At 45.6% G+C, this 26,593-nt stretch carries 17 protein-coding genes and 1 pseudogene; 10 read left to right on the top strand and 8 right to left on the bottom strand.

The window, feature by feature from the left end:
• Nucleotides 1-12 precede the first annotated feature (12 nt).
• The 4 genes from ACPYIV_RS02965 (at nucleotide 13) to ACPYIV_RS02950 (ending at nucleotide 9,485) form a co-directional block, all read left to right on the top strand.
• Entirely contained in the window at nucleotides 13-3,096 is a 3,084-nt protein-coding gene (locus tag ACPYIV_RS02965) for a SusC/RagA family TonB-linked outer membrane protein (RefSeq protein WP_293739775.1), read from the top strand.
• Nucleotides 3,097-3,116: 20 nt separating this feature from the next.
• Nucleotides 3,117-4,715 (top strand): RagB/SusD family nutrient uptake outer membrane protein, encoded by a 1,599-nt coding sequence (locus tag ACPYIV_RS02960; RefSeq protein ID WP_425885451.1) that lies wholly within the window; start codon nucleotides 3,117-3,119, stop codon nucleotides 4,713-4,715.
• A gap of 196 nt (nucleotides 4,716-4,911) precedes the next feature.
• Complete coding sequence (locus ACPYIV_RS02955; RefSeq protein ID WP_299363228.1) at nucleotides 4,912-6,075, top strand: glycoside hydrolase family 88/105 protein; 1,164 nt, start codon at nucleotides 4,912-4,914, stop codon at nucleotides 6,073-6,075.
• 92 nt (nucleotides 6,076-6,167) lie between these two features.
• Nucleotides 6,168-9,485, top strand: coding sequence for an SUMF1/EgtB/PvdO family nonheme iron enzyme (locus tag ACPYIV_RS02950; protein ID WP_425885448.1), 3,318 nt, complete (start codon nucleotides 6,168-6,170; stop codon nucleotides 9,483-9,485).
• Here ACPYIV_RS02950 and ACPYIV_RS02945 read toward each other — a convergent pair.
• The 6 genes from ACPYIV_RS02945 to ACPYIV_RS02920 form a co-directional block, all read right to left on the bottom strand.
• Complete coding sequence (locus ACPYIV_RS02945; protein ID WP_425885446.1) at nucleotides 9,472-12,429, bottom strand: AAA family ATPase; 2,958 nt, start codon at nucleotides 12,427-12,429, stop codon at nucleotides 9,472-9,474. The two genes, ACPYIV_RS02950 and ACPYIV_RS02945, sit on opposite strands and share 14 nt — an antisense overlap.
• Nucleotides 12,426-13,670, bottom strand: a complete 1,245-nt coding sequence (locus ACPYIV_RS02940) for an exonuclease SbcCD subunit D (RefSeq protein ID WP_425885444.1) — start codon at nucleotides 13,668-13,670, stop codon at nucleotides 12,426-12,428. Before ACPYIV_RS02940 ends, ACPYIV_RS02945 begins: the two co-directional genes overlap by 4 nt.
• Nucleotides 13,671-13,752: 82 nt before the next feature.
• Nucleotides 13,753-13,989, bottom strand: a complete 237-nt coding sequence (locus ACPYIV_RS02935; RefSeq protein WP_293739812.1) for a DUF2442 domain-containing protein — start codon at nucleotides 13,987-13,989, stop codon at nucleotides 13,753-13,755.
• Nucleotides 13,982-14,233: a DUF4160 domain-containing protein gene (locus ACPYIV_RS02930; protein ID WP_301705864.1), complete on the bottom strand. Its 252-nt coding sequence runs from the start codon at nucleotides 14,231-14,233 to the stop codon at nucleotides 13,982-13,984. Before ACPYIV_RS02930 ends, ACPYIV_RS02935 begins: the two co-directional genes overlap by 8 nt.
• Nucleotides 14,234-14,380: 147 nt before the next feature.
• Nucleotides 14,381-17,020: a leucine-rich repeat domain-containing protein gene (locus ACPYIV_RS02925; protein ID WP_425885442.1), complete on the bottom strand. Its 2,640-nt coding sequence runs from the start codon at nucleotides 17,018-17,020 to the stop codon at nucleotides 14,381-14,383.
• 446 nt (nucleotides 17,021-17,466) lie between these two features.
• Nucleotides 17,467-17,910 (bottom strand): hypothetical protein, encoded by a 444-nt coding sequence (locus tag ACPYIV_RS02920; RefSeq protein ID WP_301704784.1) that lies wholly within the window; start codon nucleotides 17,908-17,910, stop codon nucleotides 17,467-17,469.
• Nucleotides 17,911-18,530: 620 nt separating this feature from the next.
• Between ACPYIV_RS02920 and ACPYIV_RS02915 the strand changes: the two genes are divergently transcribed.
• Nucleotides 18,531-20,201: a putative transporter gene (locus tag ACPYIV_RS02915; protein WP_293731955.1), complete on the top strand. Its 1,671-nt coding sequence runs from the start codon at nucleotides 18,531-18,533 to the stop codon at nucleotides 20,199-20,201.
• On the opposite strand, the gene ACPYIV_RS02910 is transcribed toward ACPYIV_RS02915, so the two are convergent.
• Entirely contained in the window at nucleotides 20,202-21,386 is a 1,185-nt protein-coding gene (locus ACPYIV_RS02910; RefSeq protein ID WP_293739794.1) for a class I SAM-dependent methyltransferase, read from the bottom strand.
• Nucleotides 21,387-21,729: 343 nt separating this feature from the next.
• Nucleotides 21,730-22,572 (bottom strand): AraC family transcriptional regulator, encoded by an 843-nt coding sequence (locus tag ACPYIV_RS02905; RefSeq protein WP_425885439.1) that lies wholly within the window; start codon nucleotides 22,570-22,572, stop codon nucleotides 21,730-21,732.
• A 126-nt stretch (nucleotides 22,573-22,698) separates the two neighbouring features.
• On the opposite strand from ACPYIV_RS02905, the gene ACPYIV_RS02900 reads away from it, so the two are divergent.
• The 5 genes and pseudogenes from ACPYIV_RS02900 to ACPYIV_RS02880 all read left to right on the top strand — a co-directional run bounded on the left by ACPYIV_RS02900 (nucleotide 22,699) and on the right by ACPYIV_RS02880 (nucleotide 26,536).
• Nucleotides 22,699-23,298: a sugar O-acetyltransferase gene (locus ACPYIV_RS02900; protein ID WP_235334313.1), complete on the top strand. Its 600-nt coding sequence runs from the start codon at nucleotides 22,699-22,701 to the stop codon at nucleotides 23,296-23,298.
• A 2-nt stretch (nucleotides 23,299-23,300) separates the two neighbouring features.
• A pseudogene (locus tag ACPYIV_RS02895) lies at nucleotides 23,301-23,947 on the top strand (HAD family hydrolase).
• A 48-nt stretch (nucleotides 23,948-23,995) separates the two neighbouring features.
• Nucleotides 23,996-24,667, top strand: coding sequence for a zinc ribbon domain-containing protein (locus ACPYIV_RS02890; protein ID WP_425885436.1), 672 nt, complete (start codon nucleotides 23,996-23,998; stop codon nucleotides 24,665-24,667).
• Nucleotides 24,668-24,785: 118 nt separating this feature from the next.
• Nucleotides 24,786-25,934: a GyrI-like domain-containing protein gene (locus ACPYIV_RS02885; RefSeq protein ID WP_235334315.1), complete on the top strand. Its 1,149-nt coding sequence runs from the start codon at nucleotides 24,786-24,788 to the stop codon at nucleotides 25,932-25,934.
• Nucleotides 25,931-26,536: a hypothetical protein gene (locus tag ACPYIV_RS02880; RefSeq protein WP_235334316.1), complete on the top strand. Its 606-nt coding sequence runs from the start codon at nucleotides 25,931-25,933 to the stop codon at nucleotides 26,534-26,536. The genes ACPYIV_RS02885 and ACPYIV_RS02880 overlap by 4 nt, the downstream gene beginning before the upstream one ends.
• Nucleotides 26,537-26,593: the final 57 nt, after the last annotated feature.

Raw genomic sequence — 26,593 nt, 5'->3', positions numbered from 1 at the left:
ATTATGAAAGGCATGAAAAGACAACTACGAGGGAATTTGCCTCCCAGTGAAAAGGCAAACGGAAAGAACAGATTTCTTTCCTTATTATTACTCTTTATGGCGTTTATATCCGTACAGGTATATGCGCAGGATGTCAAAATCAGTGGTACGGTAATCGCGGAAGCTGACAAATTTCCAATCATCGGAGCTAACATTGTTGTAAAAGGTACGACGATCGGTACTGTTACCGATATAGATGGTAACTTCTCCCTTGACGTCCCCCAAAACTCGACAATCGCAGTCTCTTACATCGGTTGCGAAACACAAGAAATCAAGATTACGGGAGCAAAAACTCTTAACATTGTTTTAAAAGACAATGCGATCGGTTTGGACGACGTTGTCGTTATCGGTTACGGTTCGCAGCGCAAATCAGACTTGACGGGCGGTATCGTGGCTGTGGGTGAAGAAAAGCTGCAGATGGTTACGACAAACAACTTGATGGACAAGCTGGCCGGACAGATTCCGGGTATGAATGTCACGACCGGCAACGCCAAACCGGGCGAAGACCAGTCACTGCGCGTCCGTGGTGAAAATTCGTTGAGTGCAGACAACTCCCCTCTGATCGTCATGGACGGTATTCCTTACAGCGGTTCGTTAGGAGACATCGATCCGGATATCATCGAGAACATGTCCGTATTGAAAGATGCATCTTCAGCAGCTATTTACGGTTCACGCGGTGCGAACGGCGTAATCCTGATCCAGACTAAGAAAGGTAAAAAAGGAGCACCGACCGTAAGCTACAAAGGGCAGGTCGGCATGCAACAAGCACAACGTCGCGTCGACATGATGAAAGGTGCCGAATATGTAAAATACACGCAGGACTACAACCGCATGAAATATGGTTATTCCGGAGACCAGCTCGATCCGCTTGTACTCCTGAACCCAAGTGAACGTGCAAATTATCAGAACGGTTCGGAACTGGACTGGCAAGATATCATGTTCCGCAACGCCTTAACCACCAGCCATCAAATCAGCATTTCCGGTGGAACAGACGCAACAACCTATATGGCATCGATCTCTCACCTGAAAGAAGATGGTGTTATGGAAAACACAGGGTTAAAACGTACCAACATCGCGTTGAACATCACACAGGTTTTAAATAAATGGTTAACTGTCGGAATGGGTACACAAGCAGTCCAAAAGGAATTCGGAGGAGAACAGCCTTACCTGGAAGCCGGCCTGAAAATGAGTCCTTTCGGTATCTATAAAGATGAAGAAGGACGCTACGTTGATTATCCGATGGACCAGACATTGTTTTATAATCCGATGGCTAACATAAATGCGACAAGCGATAAGACAAACCGCAACGTATTCATTTCTACTTTTGCAGAAATTCAATTCCCGATCGAAGGTCTGTCATTCCGCACAAACTTCGGTTACAACTATCGTAACGAGTTCGAAGGGACTTATTATGGAAGAAACACGCTTTCCGGTAGCAAAGTGAACGGTTCTGCCTCCATAGAGAATATCCACTATTACGATTACACATGGGAAAATCTCTTGAAATACAATAAGACATTCGGTCTGCATAAAATCGATGCCACAGCCTTATTCAGTATGCAGGAAACAAGTAAAAAGGAAGCTAAAGAATCAGGTGAAAGCTTTGTAAACGATGATTCCGAATATCACAACATGGCTGGTGCTGAAAAGAACAAGGAAATTTCATCCAAACTGACAAAAACAGCAATGTTATCTTATATGTTACGTTTGAACTATTCATACGCCAACAAGTATTTATTGACACTGACAGGGCGTTCAGACGGTTACTCTGCATTCGGAAAGAACAACAAATACGCATTCTTTCCTTCTGTAGCCGCAGCATGGAATATTTCTTCCGAAGACTTTATGGAAAGCCAAGCCAATTATCTGGATATGCTGAAAATCCGTCTTTCATGGGGTTCAAACGGTAACCAAGCCATCAATCCTTACCAGACACTTGACCGTTTGACATTGACCAACTACATCTGGGGGGACAATGGAACAGTTGTAAATGGAGCCTATCTTCCCACAAACGGTGTTGGTAACCCCAACCTTAAATGGGAAACTTCGCGCACAATCAATGCCGGTATCGATTTCAGCTTCTTCAATGGACGTCTTTCCGGTAATATTGATATGTACGTTGTCAATACAAATGACTTGCTCATGAGCCGCACCGTACCTTACATGAACGGTTACAAGTCCATCATGGACAATGTTGGTAAAACTCGCAACAAGGGGGTTGAAATAGCATTAAACTCTGTCAACATCCAAAACAATGATTTCAAATGGACTACAAATGTGAACTTCTCACTGAACCGTGATAAAATCATCGAACTGCGCGGCGACGGTAAAGACGATATCACAAACAAATGGTTCATCGGAGAACCGCTACGTGTATTCTACGACTACAATGTTGTCGGGACATGGCAGGAAAACGAAACATACGTTGAGAACGGACATACGATCAGCTGGGATGCCGAAAGCGGCAAGTTCCTGAATGAAGAAGGAAAAGAATACCAGAAAGGCGCCGTTCCCGGTTCTGCAAAACTGGAAGACAAAGACGGAAACGGCTCCATCACGGCCGACGATAAGAAAATCATCGGTTCCAAACTACCAAGCTTCCTACTGTCAATGGGTAACCGCTTCGATTACAAAAACATCTATTTCTCTTTCTTACTGAACGGGGTGTTCGGACAGACAAAAGAATTGCACGACTACAACTTCGATCGCTGGATGCCGACATACAACTACATAAGTGGTATGGACTACTGGACACCGGAAAATCCAACAAACGAAATGACCTCTCCGGCTTATGTTCCTTACGACAAACATTCATTCTACAAAAAGATGAATTATGTCAATATCAAGAACATCACGATCGGATACACGTTCCCGAAGACAGTTTTAAGCACGATTGGAATCAGTTCGCTGAGTATCAATGCAAGTGTCAATAACCTCTATACTTTCAGCAACATCGACAACTGGTTGAACTTGGAAGATAACGATAACAACAGAAACATCCTCGTTACTTATCCGACAGCCCGTTCTTACATGTTTGGATTAAATCTTACTTTCTAACATTATAATCGAATTTGAATATGAAAAATATATTAGCAACTGCCGCTGCCGCATTTTTATTGGTGACATCAACCGGTTGTTCTGGTTTTCTGGATGAAGAGCTAAAAAGCTCGCTGGCTCCGGACAATACATACACAAGCAGCTATGGCTTCGAAGTCGGCGTAAACGGACTGTACGGTTGGGCCCGTTCTGAGTTTAACACATGGGGAGAGGCTACCACAAGCCAGGGACAAGCTTGCCCGTACGAATCGTTCCAGGTTGCAACCGACATTGTCTATGCCGGTCATGGCGACGGTTCACTGGTTCCTTTTGAGAATTTATCCTATACCTCTTCTACCACGTTTGTCACGTCCTATTGGAACTGGGGATATGGTCTGATTGCCTCTGCAAATGAAATCCTCGAATATTCGGAAGGTGACGTCAACTGGGACGAACCGACCGACAAAGCCTATTATCAGGCTGTCGCCCGCTTCTTCCGTGCTTATGCTTACCGGTATCTGGTATATTTGTACGGAGATGTTCCATATGTCGACAAAATTGAAAAGAATTTCCGTATAGACTTTACCCGTACGCCGAAAGCGGAAGTTTTAGGCAAGATGATCGAAGACTTGCAGTTTGCAATTGCAAATCTGCCGGAAGATCCCGATAAGGTCGAAGTTGGACAATTGACTAAATGGGCTGCCCAGCATATGCTTTCGGAAGTATACCTCATGGCAGGCAAGTATGCGGAAGCGGAAACAGCTGCAAAAGCCGTAATCGATTGCGGTTACTTCAATCTGATGACTTCACGCTTCGGTGCGGAAAAAGATAAAGCTGGTGATCCTTTCTCCGATATGTTTAAAGAGTACAACCAGAACCGTACTTCCGGCAATATGGAAAGCATCTGGGTAATGCAGCTCGAATATAACACGACCGGAGGCGGCGGGGAATATGAAGACTGGACAAAACGTGCCTGGGTTCCCAAATACTATAACGAAGACGGTTTTGTGTTGGCAGACTCTTTAGGCGGACGTGGCCTGGCACAGATCGTCCCATTCAAATGGTGGATCGACAGCAACGACTTCTTCGCTTCAAGCGATATCCGTAACTCGGAATACAACATCAAGAGGAACTGGTATTACAATGATACCTCTTCTGATAAATATGGAAAGAAAGCCGAAATTACAGAGGATACATGGACCAAGTTCACCGTATTCCCGGCTGTCACGAAATTCTTTTACGGAAAAGCTGAAAACCTGAGCTACGGCGGTAACAACAAAGACCGCATGAAGTTCCGTCTGGCCGAAACATATCTGTTATTGGCTGAAGCGCGTCTGATGCAAAACAATGCGCAAGGAGCTGCAGACGCGATCAATGTAATCCGCAAACGTGCAAACGCGCCGGAAATTACAGCCAAAGATGCCACGATTGACTTCCTGCTGGACGAACGTATCCGTGAATTGGTCGGTGAAGAGTTGCGCCGGTTTACGCTGGTTCGTACAGGCAAGTTGGTTGAGCGCGTAAAGAAATACAATCCGCACAGCAACACAATGGACGAACACCACACTTTGTGGCCGATCCCGCAGACCATCATCGACTCTAACACAGGAGCCGAGTTTCCGCAGAATCCGGGGTATTAAGTATTAAATACCTACTGACAGACACACACTTGTGTGGTGAAAGGGGAAGTTCCAACCAAAGGAGCATCCCCTTTCTTTTTAATAAGAATCATTGGATTTGGTACATTTTTTAATCATTTTGAGATGATATTATTATATCCTGAGCCTTATCTTTCCTATTTTTGGTGCAGAATTAAATAGAAACAGAACGAATATCATGAAAACTACAATCAAGTACATTTGTACAGGCCTCTCACTTTGCGCTTGTACCTGTTTAGTGAACAACCTGCCGGCACAGGCCGAAACGACAAATACCGCCGTTACTGCGACAGCCGCCGGCTGGAACCGGCAAAGCGTTATGGACGTCGCCCGCCGGGTGGCAGACTGGCAGATCAAGGATTATCCCGAAAACAAATATGCCAAGAACGAACCGCGTGGGTGGGTTCCCGCCGCGCTTTACATGGGGATGTTCGACTGGGCGGAACTGAGTGGAGACAATACCTATTACGACTGGCTCCGGAAAATCTTCAACCGCCAGAGCTGGCAGGTCGCTAACCGGATGTATCATGCCGACGACGTTTGTATCGCACAAACCTACATCGATTTCTATAACAAGGAAAAGAACGAGAATATGCTGAAACCGACCATCGCCCGCGCTGACTGGGTTTTGAACAACCCTTCCAACGGAAGTATGGACCTTGATTACAGCAAAGGCAGCACGATCGAACGCTGGACCTGGTGTGACGCCCTCTTCATGGCACCCGGTGTCTACACGCGGCTCTACACGCTGACCGGCAACCGCAAATACATGTATTTTGCCGACGGAGAATTTCGTGCTACTTACAACCACCTGTATGATAAAGATGAAGACCTGTTCTACCGCGACAGCCGCTATATCGGACAGAAAGAAGCCAACGGCAAGAAGGTGTTCTGGGGACGCGGCAACGGCTGGGTAATCGGCGGATTGGCGGAAATATTGAAGACGCTGCCGGCGGAAGATACCGAGTTCCGGCCTTTCTATCTCGAACTTTATAAGGAGATGTCCGAGCGCCTCGCCGGGTTGCAAGGGAAAGACGGTTACTGGCATGCCAGCCTGCTGGACCCGGACAGCTATCCTTCGCCCGAAACAAGCGCGACCGGATTTATCGTCTATGGCCTGGCATACGGAATCAACCAGGGTTATCTGCCGGCAGACAAATACCTGCCTGTCGTAAAAAAAGGTTGGGAAGCATTGACCTGCGCCGTTGAAACGGACGGGAAATTAGGTTGGGTCCAGCCGGTAGGCGCCGATCCCAAAAAGGTGACACGCGACATGACCGAACTATATGGTACAGGAGCGTTCCTGATGGCAGCCTGTGAGGTGTATAAATTGATCAAGTAGATTTCACGATTAAAAGCTGATTCGTAGACATAGGGATGCCTACGAATCAGCTTTTAATTACAAACAACCATTTTTCAGAAATTTCCTCTAATATGAAATACTGTATCATACTCCTTTCTTTCTTCTTTACTTCTCTATCAAATGCATCAGAAATAAACCGGAACGATCTTACAGAGCCGGAAAACATAAACGATCTGAAAGTACAGATCCAATGGGTCAACCCTGCTGCCATACGCGCCTATCTGGACGACACAAAAACGGCATTGGGAGAAAAAGCTCCCGCACTTTACGAAAAACTGTCCCGCCTGGAAACGCTTCTGCCCGAAGTACAACAAGCACTTTCCGGCAATGCTTCCTCCGAGACAATTGACAAGGCACAGAAAGTATTAACCTTAAAACGCGAAGTCATCCTGGCCAACCCGCTGCTGGACATGGACAAGATCATAGTGGCCCGTTACCATCTGGGCGACAAAGCCCGCAAGGCGATGGGCCCGTCGATGGGAACTTCGACGGCCAATTACAACTCGCTCTTTTCCAACTCACGCAAAGGGTATGAAGCTGAAATCGACATCCTGTCCAACCTGCGTCACGATATCGAAAGCAGCCGTATCTACAAGCCCGAAGCCGATGTTCCCGTTTCAGACATACAGCTCCACTGGGACGCTGACCGCCTCCTTTTCTCCTCGCTCGACGAAGACCGGAAATGGCAGATCTATGAAATGAACACAGATGGCAGCAGCCTCCACCAAAAGATCACGGTCGATGAACCGGACCTGGAGTTTTGCGACGCCAATTACCTGCCGGACGGAAAAGTAGTGGCGACAACCAATATCGGTTACAACGGCGTGCCATGCGTACATGGTGACGATGTGGTGGCTAACCTTGTTTCGTATGATCCGGAGACACGCGCCCTGCGCCGCCTCACCTTCGACCAGGACGGGAATTGGTCGCCGATCGTGATCCCGAACGGCCGCATCATGTACACCCGTTGGGAATATACGGATTTGACACACTACTTCTCCCGTATCGTGATGCACATGAATCCCGACGGGACGGAAAATAAAGCGCTCTACGGCAGCGGCTCCTATTTCCCGAACAGCACGTTCGACATGAAACCGCTCTCCAAACACAGCAGCCGCTTCATCGGCATCATCTCCGGCCATCACGGGACGGCACGTTCGGGACGGCTCGTCATTTTCGACCCTGCCAAAAGCAGGAAAGAGGAAAAGGGGATGATACAGGAACTGCCGTTCAAAGACCGTCCGATCGTCCCGATCATCAAAGACGAACTGGTGGAAGGTGTCTGGCCGCAGTTCATGAAGCCGTTTCCATTGAACGAAAAGTATTTTTTAGTCGCCTGCAAACCGGCGAAAGATGCACTTTGGGGAATCTATTTAGTCGATGTTTTCGATAACCTGACTCTCATTGCCGAACAGGAAGGAGAAGGCCTGACCGCTCCCATTCCGCTGGTAAAACGCGAGACGCCTCCCGTTATCCCCTCGAAGATCAAGCCGGGCGGCAAAGAGGCTACGGTCTTTATCCAGGATATTTATGAAGGAGAAGGGACACAGGGTGTTCCCCGCGGAACGATCAAGGCGCTCCGCATCTTCGCATACGAATATGCCTATATCTTAGCTCCTTCCGACCATGATGCACAGGGCATACAGAGCGGATGGGACATCAAGCGCGTGCTCGGGACAGTCCCGGTCGAGGAAGACGGTTCCGCACTGTTCACCATTCCAGCCAACACGCCGGTTTCCATCCAGCCGTTGGATAAAGACGGGGCGGCTATCCAGTGGATGCGCAGTTGGCTGACGGGGATGCCGGGCGAGATCGTCTCTTGCGTCGGTTGCCACGAAGATCAGAACAGCATACCGATTCCTAAACGTACGATTGCCTCAGCCAAGCAGGCACGCCGGCTGGAAGCACCGGAAGGAGGCGTCCGTCCTTTCACCTTCCGTCTGGAAGTGCAACCGGTGCTGGACCGTAACTGCGTGTCCTGCCACAACGGGAATAATGCCGGACCGGATTTCCGCAAAGACCAGATGGTCACTTACAAAAGAGGGATATTGACGAAAATCAACAAGCAGTACGACCAGAGCTATCTGAACCTGCATCCATACGTGTACCGCCAGGGACCGGAGTCGGACATCTATGTCCTCAAACCAGCCGAGTTCCACGCGAGCAACAGCGAACTGATCCGTATCCTGCAAGCCGGCCATCATGGAGTGCAGGTTCCGCAGGAGGACATGCAGACGCTCTATACTTGGATCGACCTCAACGCGCCTTACTACGGAGCTTTCACCCAGATCGACCTGAAACCCGAATCGCCGAAGGGCCAGGTGAAACGCCGTATGGAGTTAGCTGAGAAATATAGCGGTGTACGGGTAGACTGGCAAAAAGAGATTGCCGATTATGCCGCCTGGCTGAAAGAAAACAAAAAGGCAGACGGTATAACCGGAGCGACAACCGGTGAAACTGTCGAAACAAAAGAACCCGCCAAACCGATCCGTTCGGTAAAGGTAAAAGGTTTCCCGTTCGACACGCAGACGGCGACTGCCCGGCAAGCAGCCAAAGGCGAAACTTCCCGCCGCTTGTCCATCGCCCCGGATGTCCATATCGACCTGGTATGGATTCCCGCCGGCAGTTTCGTGATGGGTAACAACCGGACACCCTCCGCTTCGCCTGCCTTCAAAGCAAACGTGAAGAACGGTTTCTGGATGAGCGCGACCGAAATCACGAATGAACAGTTCCGCGCACTTTTCCCGGAACACGACAGCCGGTACATCGGACAGACCTGGAAAGACCACACGACTCCCGGCTATGCGGCTAACGGAGCCGGACAACCTGTCGTGCGCGTCAGCTGGGACGAGGCGAACGCTTTCTGCCGGAAGATCGGCGAGATGCAAAACTGCAACGCCTCCCTTCCTACCGAAACACAATGGGAATGGGCGGCACGTGCAGGAAGTGCAGATGATTTCTGGTTCGGATCGGTAGACAGCGACTTCGGTTCTTTCGAGAACTTAGCAGACAGCACGACTGTCGATCTGGCGGTAACAGGCGTAGATCCCAAGCCGATGCGGGCAAACGATCCCATGCGCAAGTTCTGGGATTTTCTGCCGAAAGTCCTGAACGTAAACGACCATCAACTGATCAGCGGCCCCGTCGCCTCTTACCGCCCCAATCCCTGGGGATTGTACGACATGAACGGAAATGTGGCGGAATGGACGGCCTCCGATTACATTCCTTATCCTTTAAAAGAAAAGGCAAACAAAGAGACTGCCGAAAAGAAAGTTGTACGCGGCGGCTCTTGGCGTGAACGTCCCAAATACTCCACATCTGCCGTCCGTAAAGCCTACCTGCCTTGGCAACGGCCGATGAACGTCGGCTTCAGGATTATTGTCGAATGACGCTTCGTCCATTGCCGGCGCGGTTCACACAGATTCGGACAGGGATGCGTTCGGTCATTTCCTGTACATGCGAGATGACACCGATCTTGCGTCCCTGCGTCCGTAAACTTTCCAAAGCATCCATCGCCACACGAAGCGTCTCGGCATCTAAAGATCCGAAACCTTCGTCGATAAAAAGGCTTTCGACCCTCATCCGGTTGGACGAAAGGGAAGACAAACCGAGCGCAAGTGCCAGCGAAACAAGGAACGACTCACCGCCCGAAAGACTATGGACGGTTCGCACCTCATCACACATATCCCGGTCGATCACCTGCAAGGCAAGTGTTTCGGGAACCCGTTCCAGCCGATAGCGGCGCGTCAGTTCGCGCAGCTGCACATTGGCATAGTTCAACAGGATGTCAAGTGTATATCCCTGCGCGATACGGCGGAACTTGGCGCCATCGGCAGAGCCGGCCAGTTCGTTCAGTTTCGCCCAACGTTCGCTTTCCATGCGACAGGCATTCAGCTCTTCCTGCAGGCCGGAGACTTTCGCCTTATTCTCCGTCTGGGTACGGAGGCGGAAAGCAAGCTCCGTCTTTTCCTGCGTGAAACAAAGCAGGGTTGCTTCGAGCGGCTGTCCGTCCGAAGAAGCCAGATAGTCGGTGTTCCATTTGTCTAAAGCCTCCTTTCGCAAGAGCAGGTCGGTAGAGGCTTCGGCCAGGTCTTTTGCAATCTGGTCGGCGATGCCGCGCGTTTGTTCGACGATACCGGATTGCTCGGTTTGGGTTGCCGACAGCTTTTTCAGACGTTCTTTCAGTTCTTCCATTCGCCGGGTATACTCCTGTTCCACGCTATCTGCGGGGCGGCCGTCTAAGAGCTTCTTCCGTTCCGCCTGCAAAGCAGAAAAAGCGGTGCAGTTCTTTTCGTGGAGCTGTCCGGCTTCTTCAGCTTGCTTTTCGAGAGAAGGGAGAAAGGAAGCGAGAGATTCGCATTCGGCCTTCCGAGCGCTTTCCTGCCGCTCCAGTTGGTGGAGTTTATCGGTATTCTCGTGCCACTGACGGGCAAAGTCGGTCAATTTTATGCGGAAGGTTTCCGGGTTCTGTAGCCATGCTTTTTGCCATTCGTCATTGCCGAACAGGCGATCGGCTGCTGAAAGGGACTGGATTAGTAGGGCGGATTGTTCTTTTACAATGACTTCCTCCCGCTCCTGCCGGCTGGCGGCGAGTTGTTGCTTGCCGATGATGTCCTTACAGGCGGCTTCGCTGTCTGCGAGTTCCTTGTGTAGTTGAAAGAGTTGCTGTTGCAGGCGGGCGAGTTTGCGGGTGTTGGTAGAATAGATTTCTTTTTTATTCGACAGTTCCTGTAGTTGAAGGGTTAAGACGGAAACAGGGGCAACGGGCACATGACCGGCGAAAGGATGATGCGTGCTCCCGCAAACCGGGCAGGGCTGTCCTTCCTGTAACCTACTGCGCAAATCCTTTATATTGCCGGAAGCCTCCAAACGCGCCTGTTCGATAAGCAGTTGCTCACGCTCCTGACGTAGTTTCTCGATCTGTTTGTCCAAAGCCGGTATGTCGAACGCTTTCAATTCTTCCTCCAAGCTCCGGTAGTCCGCTTCCGCCTGCTTCAACGCTTGCTGTTTACTAACGCTGGTCTGTTGCAAGCCGGCGAGTTTTTTATTCAATGCTGCTACCTCCTGCCGGATCGTTTCGATCAAACGGTTTGCCGTTTCCACACCCGAACGGGCGGCCGATGCTGCATCCAGGTGAAGCAATAAGGCGGAAAGCTGCTCCGCTATACTCTCCTTATCCTCAAAACGTTTGCGCCAGGCGGTCAGGCGGTCAATCTCCTCCACCCCCTGTTTGCGGCGGAGGACGGCAGCCTGGTACTTCTTTTCAGTTTCTTCCTTCCGGAGCGTTACATTCTTCAACTGCTGCTCCGAATTAGACAAGTCACGGATAGCCGTATCTAACTGGATATCCAGTTTACGCGCCTGCAATATCTCCTGTTGAAGGGATTTGAAATGAGCTTCGGACTGTTGTTGTTCCCCCACTCCTTTTTCGTATTCGCGGCGGGCGACTGTCAAGAGTTCCGTTGCACGTGCCAACTTATCGGCAACTTCTTTCTGCTGCCTCTGGCGAATAGTGATCTGCTGTTCGACAGAACGGACGGCCTCTTGAAGGGCCTGCTGCTCCATTTTTGCTTTCTCGATCTGCTGCAATACCTTTTCCGTTCCGGCGAGGCGGGTGCGCAAGTCGTTTTCTTCCTCATCCGTCAATAGCTCGATGCCCTGTATACGTGATTGGATCAGGTCGAAGGCTTCTTTCGCCCGCGCATTCCTTTCAAATATCTGGCGGGAAATAGCGGAATAGAGCTCTGTTCCGGTCAACTTCTCCAAAAGAGCCGCCTTTTCTCCCTGATCGGCTTTCAAGAACGTGGAAAAATCGTTCTGCGCCAACAATACGGAACGCGTAAACTGTTCGAAGGTCAAGCCGATCAGTTCGATGATACGAGCTTGCAGGTCGGAGCGCGTCCCCTGCTCTTCCTCCTCCTTATCGAGGTTGTACAAAGCCAAACGCGGAATCTGCAACCGTCCGGTTTCCTTGTCACGGGCTCGTGCCACCGACCAACGTGTCCGGTAGCGGTGTCCGTTCAAAGCCATAAAGTCCACCTCCGCAAAACCGGAAGCCGTCCCTCTCCGTAGCAGGAAGCGGGGATCGCTCTGCGACAGTTGCTCATTGCTGACATCCTGTAGCTTGACATTATTTTCTTTCGCCTGGTCGGTGCGGGGCGTACGGGAAAACAGGGCAAGACACATCGCATCCAGGAGCGTGGACTTTCCCGCCCCCGTCGGTCCGGAAATAGCAAAAATCCCGGCCGAGAGCAACGGCTCCGCCGTAAAATCAATTTCAAAATCACCTTCCAGTGAAGCCAGGTTGCGGCCTCGTATCGCTAATATCTTCATAGGGAAACCTCCCGTATTACATCGTTAAACATCTTCTCCAACTCTTCCGGCAAATCTCCCCCGAAACGGTTCGTAAAGGTATGGCGGAGCATATCCAGCGGATCGATCTTTTGTAAATCCGTATAAGACAAAGGACGAAAATCATCCTCCCCCTCCCTTTTCGGATAAGAAGGTATGATAGAAGTCAGGCGTACAGCCTTGTCCGCCAGCGCCTCCTCTACCCGGTGCCGGAAACCCGGATCAGGCTCCGTCAACAGCACCTGCACTTCCAGATAAGGCCACAGGCTGCGGTCGGCTCCCTCTTCCGCCAACGGCAGAGCAGAAAGCTGCAAAAGGACTTCGGCAGGCAATGCCGGTTCCGCCGGAATCCGATGCAGGGCGGTTCGGAGTGGGATAGGCACTGCTTCGCAATCCGACAGGCATCCGTTTTCGAGGGTGAAAGCGACAACCTGGTGGTGATAATGCTGCTCGGAAAAAGACATCGGGAGCGGACTGCCGGCATAGCGTATGTTTTCGCGTTCCCCTACCCGCTGCGCCTTGTGGATATGCCCGAGTGCGGTATAGGCCAAGCCTTCTTTAAAGGCATCTACCGACACGGATTCAAGCCCTCCCATGATGGTCCGCTCGCTCCGGTCGTCTTCCGACAGTTCGGCTCCGGTCGCATGTAGATGCCCCATCGCAAGGAGCGCCTCGCCCGGTTGCCTCTGGCTGTCGGCATAGTCATACAGTTCGTGGTACATCCGGGTAATACCCTCCACATAGGTGTCTTTTCCTTCCTTCGAAGCGGGGTAATCTCCCTGGCGGAGATAGGGCACGGCCAAACAGAGCGCTTCCCGCTTCCTTTCCTTATTATATAAAGGGATCAGAAGCGAACCGAAATCGATCTTGCACAAGTCCGTCCGCGGAACAATCCCGACAATCGACGTGTTCAGCTCTTCCAACAAGGGAACCGGCGCCTCCAAACGGGCTGCCGAATCATGATTGCCTGCGATCACCACGATCTGTAGATGCGGGTTACGCCTGTTCGCTTCCCGCAGAAAGCGGAAGAAGCGGCGTTGCGCGGCTGCCGACGGATTAGCGACATCGAAGACATCCCCCGCAATCAGCAGGACATCGGTCTGCCGTTGCACCAACAGGTCAGTCAACCACGAAAGAAATGCCTCATGCTCATCATCACGGTCATACCCGAAAAAGGTTTGTCCGAGATGCCAGTCGGCGGTATGGATTATTTTCAATGACATTGTATTTTTGTTTTGTTTGCAAATATACAAACGATAGCATAAAAAAGGCGTGAACCCATCCGGTTTCACGCCTATATGCATTTTACATCAACAACTCCATTGGATTACGCTTCATTATCAACGGATAACGTTCCGGATGTTTCAGACTCTCTATTTCAAGGTCAACATCAAGTTCCGGCCATTCAATGGCCCGCAAACCACTCATACGAACATTCAGTACACTACTTACGCGGGCATCCCTCAACCATGGTACACGATTATACGAGACAAAATAATCCTGCCCCAAGACTGAAAGCATCATGCCTTGTGAATTAATCATCAATACGCTTACCGATGTGTTGTTTATATTGTTGTCTAAACTCGTCTCCATATTCATCTATTATTTTAGTTATTGCTTTTATTTCTTTACTATTAAAACCGAAATTTTCAGCCAGTTCGATTATCGGCTCAAGCCAAAACTTTGCTTCTCGCTCAGCTTTCACAACATGGATATGCACTCTTGTTTCCTCATTAGAGTATATTTTAAAGATATATCCATCCTCACATAAGAATTTTGGACTCATTTATTTCTTTTTAAATGATATATTTGCAAACATACGAAAAAAAGCATTACCTTTCCCTACTTTTTCAAACAGAAAAAACAAAGGGTATATCCGAAAGAGACAAACCTCCTTCAGATATACCCTTTACAATCCGGCCTATTTACCTTTTTACAAAACCACCTTAAACGATTCCTTTCCTATGCGGACGAAGTAAAGTCCATCGGAAGGAACATCCACAACCTCCACACTGTCCCGGATCGTTTTCAAAACGACAAGCCGCCCACTGCCATCATAGACATACACCGGAACACCAGCTTCAAAACCGGATAAAACCAAGCGTCTGGGGGCGGAACGGTAAACGCGTTTGGTGGCGTTTGGCACTGGGTCGATGCTTGTGGGGTCTTCCTTCAATACAAATTCGACTTGGCAAGTCACATCGGAAATAAGAGGTGCAATCCGATATGTATTGTTTTTCACCTGACTGGTAATTTCTTGGTTATTCATCAACACTTTACCCAACTCATAGCCTGCATCTGGGGTAAACGAAAACGTTACGGCTTCTCCTTTCTCCACCGAGACAAAGTCCAAAGAATTTTTGATCTGTTGCTCGTTTACTTTCACCACACCATTCCCTACGATATTCACAATACAGGATACCATCGGAATCTCTTCAAAGAATACGACTATTTCCAAATCAGCAGAAACAGTTGGTATCTCCAACACATTTCCAACCAACTGATTCGTTACATCCACGCCATCCAACAATACTTGCTTCAAAACAAAACCTTCATCTGGAACAAAACGAACAGACACTTTTGTAGATTTTGTAACAGCCAAAGATGTACCACTCCCAACAAGAAGATTATTGACTTTAACCGTTCCTCCATCCGAATAAGAGACTTTAAGAGAATAGGTGACAGGTGTACCTTTTTCAAAAACAACGGTCACTTCCCTATCTCCGGCTATCTCCGATATGGTCAGAATATGGTTCACAATCTGATCCGTAACATCCGCTTCTCCCAATTTTACTTGTTTTAGCAGATAGCCTTCATTCGGGATCATGGAAACTTGGACATCAGTCAAAGCATTCACGGTTTCAACTGCACCGTTGGCAATAGGGCTATTATTCACTTTGACCATACCACCTGCATTATAAGTAACTTTGACGATATAAGTAGTTTGTTCAAAGACAACCGTCAATTCCTTATCTTCCGAGACAGACGGTATCATTAAAGTATTATCACCCCTCACTTGTGAAGTCACATCCATTTCACCCAACTTCACACTCTTAATATGATAGCCTGTATTCGGAACTATCGAAACCGTTACATCAGTTGAAGCATTTACCGTTTCACTTGAACCACTCGGAATGGTTTTGTCATTAATCTTAACACTACCTCCGGTGTGATAAGTTACTTTGACGGAATAGGTTGTTACAGCCTCTGTTTTTTCAAAACGGACTACAATATCCTTGTTTTCTGAAATCATCGGAATAGAAAGAGCACCATCTATAACTTCATCCGTCACATCATCTGTTCCTAATAATACTTGTTGTAACTTAAAACCTTCATTGGGTATAATTACCAGTTTTACATCTGTACCGACAGCTATAGGAACAGAAGAACCTGAAGTAATATTTTGTTCATTTACTTTAACCTCACCTCCTTCATTATAAGAAACTTTAAGTGAATAGATCTCTTTCTCAAATACGACTGCCAGTTCTTTGTTTTCTACTATTTGGGGAATAGTCAATATATCACCTTCTACTTGATCCGTAACATCAATCGTACCCAATTTCACTTGTATTAAACGATACCCTTTATCAGGAATAAAAGAGACTTGTACATCTTTTGCTTCTGGTACAGAGATTTCACCCGATTGGATTGTCTGTTCTCCAATTTTAACAAAACCGCCACCATCGTTTTTTACTTTTATGAAGCATAAACCGACTTCACGGATATCCAATTTACTCCAAACAGGAGCTAACTGATATAAAGATTTACTGCCCATTGGAACTATTAAAGATATATCATTTTTCATAAAAGGATCATCTGTAGTTAATAATAAAGGAGGTTCTACCGCATCTATTTTTATTATGGAAAGTTTGGAAGCAACAAATGCATGCCATTTTATTTTTTTTATTGAAGCTGGTATTTCCAAATATTGGAATTTACACATTGCAAAAGCTTCTTTCCCTATAATTTCTATAAAAGGAGGTAACTTTATCTCTGATAACGAAATATTCGAATAAAAGCTCAAATCTTTTATTTCTCTTAAATTCAAATTATTACTTAAATCAATGCTTTCTAATTTGGTACAGCCACTAAAAACATATTCACCCAAATATTCTAACTTTATACAAGTTGAGACATCTATTCTTTGCAAAAAATTACAGCCTCCAAAGGCTGCAGTTCCTATAAATACTAAATCAACACAATGAGACAAATCTACATTTTTTAGACTTACACAACTATTAAATCCATGAGCCTCTATTCTCTTCAAAGATATAGGAAAAAGTATTTTTTTTAAATCGATACCATAAAAAGATTTTTCAGGTATAGTGTCTATTACCGCATCCGATAAATCCAACGCAAAAGAATATCCTTTCCACTTTTGAAAAGCCTTAAAATCTGAATTATACAATTCACCTGTGATCTTTACAGTTTCATCGGGATTCAAACTTTCAATTTCTGCAATTTTCTCAGCCAACGTTCCCGGTTCATCCACATGAATCACCCTAACATCCTGTGCATGCCCGGTCAAACAAGCCGAGATGAGCAACAAACAAAGACCTATCCACTTTTTCATACGCAACCTCCGCCTCCCTGTCCCCCTCCGTTCGGCATTCACTCTAAGATTATCAAAATAGAAAAGCGCAGGAACTGTCATTCTACTATCCTATCCAGAGGTATCGCCAAACACCCACAAACTGATAATAAAACAACAGCCTGCGCTCTATACCATACAATCTTATTCTATAACAGATAAGCATATAGGTAAAGAAGCGCAAGCACTTTTGTCTATTATCCCAGTTTGTTGAAAATTGGCGATTTCCTGAATAGGGAATAATATCGTAAACGCTTTTCGCTTTCTAATACATCCTTCCGTTCCAACCTCCTCCGAGGCTACTACTTGGAATTGCTACAAAAATAGTAATATTTACAGAAGAAAACTCATATCCAACAAAATAAAAACTCCCCGAACCACAAAAGACGATCCGGGGAGTCATTAAATCACAATTTCAGACAGGCGAGTTACAGCTCACCCGGTCTTTCTTCTTCGCCCGAAGAGGATTTGGAATCGTTTGTGCTCTCCAATACGTCAAATTCAAATTCCATCTTATCCAGTACCTGCCTCAATTCGGAACTGGGAATGAAACGCAATTTCACTTTATGGATAGAACCTACGTTCACATCCTTCTCCACCAAGCTGCTCTTTGCATTAAAGGAAGGAATAAAAGTCCCAAATCCTGCAACTTGCACAGAATGCCCTTGACGGAGGAAAGTCTTCATGGATTGAACCAGTCCATAAAGGGTAGCCTGAACCGTTCCTAAGTTAATACCGGAAACCAGTACGACTTGGTCGCAAAGGTTCTGAAACGTAACAACCGTTGCCCGATCCGGGACAAGTACATAATTTTCAGTTTTTGACTTATCAAAACCAAAAGCCTTTTTTACTCTTCTAACTCTAAATGCCATACAAAAATCAACATTGTTTAATGATTAAAACATAAAAGAGGGACACACCTACAGACTTATCCTTACCCTCTTGCCAATCAGGATAAGCACACACTCTGCCCGGATACTTCACAAGCAGCAATATTAATTTGATAAATTGCAGGAGAGAAAAGAGTTATTAAGGCTAATCTAATATAGAATTCAAAACTACCTCCAAAAAGATTTAAAGAAGATACCTCTCTATATATAACGTATCATCAGTTTTAACGCTTCTGCTATCAAGACATAAAAACAATGCTTCTTTATTTATAATGCATCATTCAGCAGCAAATAAGGAATCACTACTCCTACAACGGCTACAAAATTACAAATTCATTTTGTCCAAACAAAGCTTTTCATAATTTTATTTTCCCAAAATACGCAATTAAACAACACTTTAGCATCCTTATCAGGAATGCTAAAAACTACTTAGTAAGTAGATGTCCGTCTACTTACTAAGTAAATAATACTCTACTTACTAAGCAAACACAGAGATTACTTATCAAGTAGTTTTCAGCCTGCCTATCATTACACGATTAATGGCATGAACAGTTTTTATTTATAATTGTCTATCTTTGTGCCGTCAACAAACAGGGGAACTTATGAATTGGTTACAAGAGGCTTTTTTAGAGCCTACGATGGTGCAGGCAGTTATCATTATTTCACTGGTTTCCGCACTCGGATTGTATTTGGGGCGGATCAAGATATTCGGCATTTCGCTGGGTATCACATTCGTATTCTTTGCCGGGATCCTAGCAGGGCATTTAGGGATTGTCGTGAATAAGGATATGCTTTATTTTGCGCAAAGTTTCGGCCTGATCCTTTTCGTCTATGCATTAGGATTGCAGGTGGGGCCCGGTTTTTTCTCTTCACTGAAAAAAGGGGGCGTAGCTATGAATATGATGGGGCTGGGTGTGATCCTGCTCGGACTGATAATGACGGTCGGACTGCATTGGACAACGGGCGTTTCCCTTGCCAATATGGTCGGTTTGCTTTGCGGAGCTGTCACTAATACGCCGGCTTTGGGAGCCGCCCAGCAGGCTTTGTTGCAGATAGATCCTGCCAATACCAAAGGGGTGACGGATATGGCTTTGGCGTGCGCCGTCGCTTATCCGCTCGGTGTGGTGGGCGTGATTTTAGCGATTATTATCCTGAGAGCCATGTTTGCCGACAAAAAACAGAAAGACCAGCAGGAAAAGCGCGATACGACTACCTATGTAGCCGAATTCCAGGTGAGTAATCCTGGCATTTATGAGAAAAGCATCCGGGATGTGATGAAACTGACGGACAAGCATTTCGTCATTTCGCGTATCTGGAGGAATGGCAAGGTGAGCATTCCGACTTCGGATACATTGCTCCATCATCATGACCATCTGCTGATTATCTCCGTCAAATCGGATGTCGAAAATATTAAAGTCCTTTTCGGTGAACAGGAGAATGTGGATTGGAACAAAGCGGATATCGACTGGAATGCCATCGACAGCCAACTGATCTCGCGCCGCATCGCGGTGACACGCAACCGGGTGAACGGGGTAAAATTAGGTTCTCTCCGTCTCCGTAACCTCTACGGTATCAATATTACGCGCGTGAATCGTGCCGGTATAGACCTGCTGGCCTCTCCTGACCTGCGCCTGCAAATAGGCGACCGGCTGACGATCGTAGGGGAAGCCAATTCGGTAAACACGGTCGGAAAGATTTTGGGGGACGAGATCAAGCGGCTGAATAATCCTAACCTATTGGCGGTCTTTATCGGCATCTCGCTGGGGATGCTGTTGGGGGCGCTACCGATCACGTTGCCGGGGATGAGCACGCCGGTCAAATTGGGGATTGCCGGAGGCCCGATCATCGTCGGAATCCTGATGGGTGCATTCGGTCCGCGTTTCCACCTGACAACCTACACAACGATGAGTGCCAACCTGATGCTCCGCCAATTGGGGATCATTATTTATCTGGCGGGATTGGGGATCGATTCGGGTGCCCATTTCTTCGAAACGGTTTTCCGTGCCGAGGGATTGCTCTGGATCGGGCTTGGGTTTCTGCTGACGATCGTTCCGGTGCTGATCGTCGGGTTCATTGCTTCGCAATTCTTCAAACTCGACTATGCGCATAACGTGGGGATGCTCTGCGGAAGCATGGCAAACCCGATGGCGTTGAACTATGCCAACACAACTGTCGATGGTGACGAGCCTTCCGTTTCCTATGCCACCGTCTATCCGCTTTCGATGTTTATCCGCGTGATATCGGCGCAGTTGGTGCTGATGTTGTTTACCTGATCAGGCTTTGGTACATCTGACCAGCACCTTTTCTCCATCAGCCAGGGTGGTGGCAAAGAGATAGACGGAACCGCCGTCGGCAATCTTCGTCCGCTTGCGCAGTTCTTCAACGGAGAGGGGGAAATTACGCACGGTTATATTGGCCTGGGGGATTGTCTTTGAAAGCCCTTTGCACAACTTCCCGGTAAAAGGCAGCACTTCATCTACCCGGAATCTGCGGCCCGGAAAGCCGGGGATTAACTGGTCCGACGTATATAAATGGCTGCTCACCTGCAATTTCTTTACTCCCATCCGGACGGCTATCTGCTTAAACGCGCCGGCTTTTAAGACCGAGGCATTCGGTTCGTATAAATATCCGGCGACCCGGCCGGCGGGGATCAACGGGGCGTTACGTTCTTCTTCCAATGTAAAAAGGAAAGATTGCCTTCCGTCCAGCCCGAAATTGATGCAATGGATCGCCGGCTCCCTACCGTCCGCCCCGCGTTCTGTCACGAAGAGCAGTTCTTTGCATTCGTTCTTTACGGAAAGGACGTGTACGGAGGTCGTACCCGGCAGGAGGTCCAAAGTCATTTGTATGTCTGCCATTGGCGAGAGTTTCGCGATTATACGCGGGGAGCGTTTCAGAAGTTCCGGCAACAGGCCGGGCAGATCCGGCTCGCAATCCTGCAAAGCGAAAACCCGCTTGTTCGATTCTCCCCGCCGTGCAGGGTCGATATAGAAGGCGTCGACTTCCGGAAGGATATCGACGGATTGGGTGGAATCGGCATTCACGACCGTTATATTACCGGCTCCTAAGACAGAGAAATTGTGTTTTGCTGCTTCGCAATAAGCCGGGAAGCGCTCTATATAAGTCAAGTGCTTCGCCTTGCGGGAAAGGAAATAGCTATCGATCCCCAACCCTCCTGTCAGGTCGCAAACTGTCCAACCTTCACCAATCAATTCCTGCTTATAAGCAGCCGTCTGTTCGGAAGAACATTGCTCCGCAGCTATCTTAGCCGGAAAAACCAATTGTCCGTTCTCATACCACGACGGCAATTTCTCCCGGATTTGTCTTCTGGCCGCAATCTGATCGGCCAAAAAGGGAATATCCATTCCGGGATACTTGGCAGCGGAAAGCAACAGGCGGGCCAAATCGTCTGTGGCATGTTCTTTGATGAATTGTATGTGTGAAGTTGTCAGTTCCATATCGGCACTAAAGTCAGTGACGACATAGAAAAAGAGGATGTGCCATAATATTTGGTGACACATCCTCTTTTCTGCGGAAAGACAGGGTAATGAACCTATCTCCTTATGTCGCTTTAATTCAACTCTTTATCAATATGTCAATGCCTTAGGGGGTACAATTTAGGTCTCAAAAAAGACGTTTATTTGTCGTCCTTTGGCTGTTCATTGTCTGCCTAAAACTTCGGTTCAAAGATACAACTTGTTTTTAAAATACGCAAATCATTGAATATAAATATTCTGCGGTTAGTGCAAGGTGCAAGCTATATTTATATATATACTTGCACCTTGCACTAAAAAAAGAACTTTATTGCCCCCTATGCTTCTTCCTAAAATCAGTAGGATTACAATCTTTGTATTTCTTAAATAGCCTATTCAAATGGCTTTCATCCGTAAATCCCAGTTCCTCTACTATCTCGCTAATTCTCATTTCGCTGTGTAAAAGCCGACTTTCCACCATTTTCATCTTATAGTTTAAGATATACTGCTGCATGGTTTCGTTGGTCTGCTTTTTGAAGTATCTCCCAAGATAATTGGGTGAAATACCAAAATGCTGGCTTATCGCTTTGGCTTTTATCTTTTCGGGATAGCAAATGTTGGATTGGATATATTGCAAGATGTTCAGTGACTTTTCTTCTGAATTTTCATCTATCTGTTCAGGCAGGAACATAGTAATGTTACGGGCAACAACAATAACAATCGTGTTGATTAACTGCGTAATAATTTCACTGCTGTATATATTCCTATTCACATATTCACGGATAATCGCTTCTATCATAGGTTTTACCAGCAATTTATCGGTTTGATTACGTAATATACAGCCGGGACGGTGATTGGCGTGTTGCAATATAAATTCCAGCCGTTGAATGTTCTCCGCCCCAAAAACAGCCGAATGAATGTAGATGTCATTGAACTTTATATATACGAACTTTGTCGTAGTGTGAATGTCGAAAGAATGTATGTCACCGGGAGTAATCATGAAAAGATGCCCGTCATGATATGGAAATTTGTTGTTGTTTATCCACTGAATACCTGTTCCCGATAGAATATAGACCAGTTCAAAAAAAGTATGGTCGTGTTCCTTTAATTGTGATTCGTCCAGTTCACTGAAACAGATTTCAAACGGTTGGTGTAGATTTTCCCTTTTCATTTTGTGAATTTTTCTATTAGGACGTAAAGATACAAATAAAAAGAAAAATAATACATATATTTACGCTCGGATATGTATAACTTTGCCACAAATAAGATGAAGCAGTAACTTTTATTAGGATGAGGTATGAAAACAGAATTGGAAAAATGCTTGTCGGGCGAATGGTATGATTGTCATGCTCCCGTATTTATGGGGTTTAAAAGAAAGACGCATGAATTGTTGCTGAAATACAATTCATTGCCGTATGATTATAAAGAGGAAAAGTATGCGCTATTGAAAGAAATGTTTGAAAGCGTTGGCAAGAAAGTTTCAGTAGGACATTCTTTTATATGCGATTATGGCTGTAACATCAGCATAGGTAATAATGTCAGCATAAACACCGGATGCACCTTTGTGGACTGCAACAAAATCATTATCGGCAACAATGTATTGATAGCCCCCAATGTGCAAATCTATACGGCTACCCACCCTGTTGAATTGAATGAGCGGCTAACACCGACAGAAACGGAGGACGGGACAGCATATATCCGTCACACGTATGCCTTGCCTGTTACCATTGAGGACGGTTGTTGGATTGGCGGCGGTGTCATTATCCTGCCGGGTGTTACTATCGGTCAGGGAAGCGTTATTGGAGCGGGAAGTGTTGTCACCAAATCCATTCCGGCAAACAGCCTTGCCGTAGGAAATCCATGTAAAGTAATTCGGGAAATCAATACTTCCATATAGCCATGATTAAATTAGTCGCTTTCGATTTGGACGGCACGATAGGCAATACCTTGCCGATGTGCATACAGGCTTTCAAGAAAGCCACACAACCATATATCGGACATGAATTGTCGGATAAAGAAATGGTTCATACTTTTGGTTTGAATGAAGAAGGTATGATTGGGTGTGTCGTTGATGAACCCTATCGGCAACAGGCATTGAATGACTTTTATGTGATTTATAAGGAATTGCATCAAGAAATGTGTCCGACACCTTTTGAGGGAATACGTGAGTTGATAGCCTTGTTAAAGCAAAGGGTATCATTGTGGCACTTATCACCGGAAAGGGGATAAACAGTTGTGATATAACCTTAAAGCAATTCAATATGAAGGATTCTTTTGCAAAAGTCATTACGGGAAACGCAGAAAGGAACATCAAGTCGGAAGCATTGAAAGAACTCTTGCATGATTATCATTTGGCTGCAAATGAAATTGTATATGTCGGGGATGCACTTTCAGATATAACGGAGTGCAGGAAAGCCAATGTGATGTGTCTGTCTGCCGCTTGGAGTATTCCACAAAATGAAGTGACAGCTTTAGAAAACAGTAACCCTAAAAATGTGTTTTATTCGATACCGTCCTTATTCAAATATCTTAATATAAAAACATGATTGTCTTATTTACAGTGAATTTTATCAACTCAATTAAAACAGAACAATATGAAACAGAGAATTTGCCAAAGTTGTGGCATGTCTATGCCCACTGATGATTTGTTAGGAACTCACGGTAACGGATGTTTGTGTACTGAATATTGCTGCCACTGCTTCCAAAAAGGATTTTTCACCAACAATTCATTGGAGGAACAAATCGAACTGAATACCCAACCCGAAAGTCTGGCTGCATTTAACGAAGCGTCAGGAAGTAATTTTACCAAAGAAGAAGCTATCGAAGGACTACGTAAGTTCCTGCCTACGCTTAAACGCTGGATGCCTATCAGACAGCAGGCTGAATGGGTACTTGAACAATGCGGCTACATCACACTTTCCACTATCAGTGAAAATGGTTGTCCTCGCCCGGTAGCTATCGACCTATTGCGCCATACCGATATATCAACTTTATGGATGACAACAGCCTTATCCACAGAAAAGGTAAAACATATCAGACAAAATTCAAAAGCCGGAGTTTGCTTTGTTCACGAAGCAGACAGTGTTACTCTAACCGGAAAAATAGAAATACTTACTGATGCGGAAACCCGTCAGACCTTTTGGCAAGATTATATGCTACACTATTTCCCGCAAGGTGTAAACGACCCGGATTATTGCATTCTTTGTTTCCATACGGAAGAAGCAGTTTTGTGGATAGACAGGAAATTTGAGCGCATCGTGTTATAATGTAGCCATTCTTGTTTTCGTATGAAAAGTTTGTCTTATCATACGAAAACAAGAATAGCTATTTAGGGTAACTTTTTCTCTGGCTTATTCCGTATATTTGCTTTCAAATAAGAGAACTATGGATATAGATAACGAAAAGAAATATTGCCAAAGTTGTGGTATGCCATTAGACATTGAGGGTATTTCAGAATATGGAACAAATTCTGATGGTACACTCAATCAGGAATTTTGTTCCTGTTGTTTAAACTCCGGCAAATATCTTTTTGATTTCTCAATGGAATACCTCATTTATCTTTGGGGGCTTTTCCCCGATTCCTATAATCAAATTGCAGGTACTAATTATAAAAGCGAGGAATTAAGAAATGTTTTATCCGACAGATTGCCTAATCTAAAGCGGTGGAAGCAAAAAATAAACACTGCCCATATACACTATGCCCTTATAATAAATGTTCAGGAATATATCAATCGGCATTTATTTGAGGACTTAAACTCTGACAATTTATCTCATATCGCTTGTATGTCGATATATCACTTTCGGAGAGTATTCAAAGATGTTGTAGGAGAGAATGTCGGTGATTATATTCAGAGGTTAAGGTTGGAATATATTGCTTTCAAACTTATTTCAACAAATACAAGGGTATCGGAACTGCTTGAACAGATAAATTTTCACAATAAACATACTTTATCAAGGGCATTTAAAAAGCATTTTCAAATGTCTATCCCTGCTTTCAGGAAAACATATTCAAATGTTGCTTATGAAAACAAAATTATAAAACAGCCTGACTGTTCAATAAAGAGGATTAAAGAATTCAAAGTTGCATATTTGAAATTTGAGCGAACACATAGAAATAAGCAAGCATATTCTACTTTGTGGGGGCAGATAATAGAATTTGCCAAGAAATACAATCTGACAGATAAAGGTTTCAAATACGTTAGTATCAGTTTGGATAGTCTTGATATTACGGAAATAGATAAATGCCGATTTTTGATAGGGATAACTGTTCCTTATTCAATGGAAGTCCCTAAAGGTTTTGGGACTTTGAACATACAAGCAGGGTTATATTCTGTATTTAATATAAAAGGGGGCAACCATGAATTAAATAAAATTTACCGGAGTGTTTACCTTGATTGGCTACCAAATAGCAAGTACCGTCTAAGAGAACAAATGACCTTTGAAATATATGCCAATACTCCCAATAAAACAAGCACGGATGAATTGGTTACAGAAATTTATTTACCCATTGAAGCAAAACAAAAGATAAAATGAAAAACGAAATAATTCAATTTTTAAGAGAGAATATCATTGGCAAAACATTGCTTACTGGTGCAGTTTATAAATTAGAGAACGGAAATTTAGAAGGCGTGTATAGCGATAAAATGACATTCTCAAATTTGGTGACAACAGAAAACGGCATTAAGTTCAATATGACAACTGTCACCCAAGAATTGGTTTACAATTTGGATGATAAAGGAGCAAGAACCACCATAGCCAAAGATTATACAGGAACAAGTGTGTTTTGTTATGAATTGGCAATGCGAAAAAGCACAAAGCAAATCACAGGTTATATGCGTTGTGTTTCAACAACAGTTCAAGATTCCACAATGGAAGCTGTAGTTTGTGGAATATTTGATGTGACTTTTGACGGGAAAGAACTGAAATGGCAAGAAAATCAATTGCTATATAGAGATAATCCCATAGGAGAAGATAAATATAAACCAGTCGCCTTTAATTCCAAAGTTCGTTTTTATCTTGATAACGGGAAAGTCATATTTGAATATTTGCCAACGCTTTGGGATATATCCCCTGACACATTGGAAAAGAGATTGTCTAAAGAAGATTATCCTCCTTATATATCAAAAGAACAATAACCGAATAAAAAAGAAGTAGAGCCGGATAATAGCATAAATGAAATAAGCTGTTTATAC

Source organism: Parabacteroides vesiculifaciens, from assembly GCF_049860805.1.
GTDB lineage: Bacteria > Bacteroidota > Bacteroidia > Bacteroidales > Tannerellaceae > Parabacteroides.
This window is presented reverse-complemented; position numbering and strand designations above follow the sequence as displayed.

Bases quoted from the DNA above. Each gene is read 5' to 3' on its own strand.
- ACPYIV_RS02965 (WP_293739775.1), top strand. From the start codon at position 13: ATGAAAAGACAACTACGAGGGAATTTGCCTCCCAGTGAAAAGGCAAAC.
- ACPYIV_RS02960 (WP_425885451.1), top strand. From the start codon at position 3,117: ATGAAAAATATATTAGCAACTGCCGCTGCCGCATTTTTATTGGTGACA.
- ACPYIV_RS02955 (WP_299363228.1), top strand. From the start codon at position 4,912: ATGAAAACTACAATCAAGTACATTTGTACAGGCCTCTCACTTTGCGCT.
- ACPYIV_RS02950 (WP_425885448.1), top strand. From the start codon at position 6,168: ATGAAATACTGTATCATACTCCTTTCTTTCTTCTTTACTTCTCTATCA.
- ACPYIV_RS02945 (WP_425885446.1), bottom strand. From the start codon at position 12,429: ATGAAGATATTAGCGATACGAGGCCGCAACCTGGCTTCACTGGAAGGT.
- ACPYIV_RS02940 (WP_425885444.1), bottom strand. From the start codon at position 13,670: ATGTCATTGAAAATAATCCATACCGCCGACTGGCATCTCGGACAAACC.
- ACPYIV_RS02935 (WP_293739812.1), bottom strand. From the start codon at position 13,989: ATGATTAATTCACAAGGCATGATGCTTTCAGTCTTGGGGCAGGATTAT.
- ACPYIV_RS02930 (WP_301705864.1), bottom strand. From the start codon at position 14,233: ATGAGTCCAAAATTCTTATGTGAGGATGGATATATCTTTAAAATATAC.
- ACPYIV_RS02925 (WP_425885442.1), bottom strand. From the start codon at position 17,020: ATGAAAAAGTGGATAGGTCTTTGTTTGTTGCTCATCTCGGCTTGTTTG.
- ACPYIV_RS02920 (WP_301704784.1), bottom strand. From the start codon at position 17,910: ATGGCATTTAGAGTTAGAAGAGTAAAAAAGGCTTTTGGTTTTGATAAG.
- ACPYIV_RS02915 (WP_293731955.1), top strand. From the start codon at position 18,531: ATGAATTGGTTACAAGAGGCTTTTTTAGAGCCTACGATGGTGCAGGCA.
- ACPYIV_RS02910 (WP_293739794.1), bottom strand. From the start codon at position 21,386: ATGGAACTGACAACTTCACACATACAATTCATCAAAGAACATGCCACA.
- ACPYIV_RS02905 (WP_425885439.1), bottom strand. From the start codon at position 22,572: ATGAAAAGGGAAAATCTACACCAACCGTTTGAAATCTGTTTCAGTGAA.
- ACPYIV_RS02900 (WP_235334313.1), top strand. From the start codon at position 22,699: ATGAAAACAGAATTGGAAAAATGCTTGTCGGGCGAATGGTATGATTGT.
- ACPYIV_RS02890 (WP_425885436.1), top strand. From the start codon at position 23,996: ATGAAACAGAGAATTTGCCAAAGTTGTGGCATGTCTATGCCCACTGAT.
- ACPYIV_RS02885 (WP_235334315.1), top strand. From the start codon at position 24,786: ATGGATATAGATAACGAAAAGAAATATTGCCAAAGTTGTGGTATGCCA.
- ACPYIV_RS02880 (WP_235334316.1), top strand. From the start codon at position 25,931: ATGAAAAACGAAATAATTCAATTTTTAAGAGAGAATATCATTGGCAAA.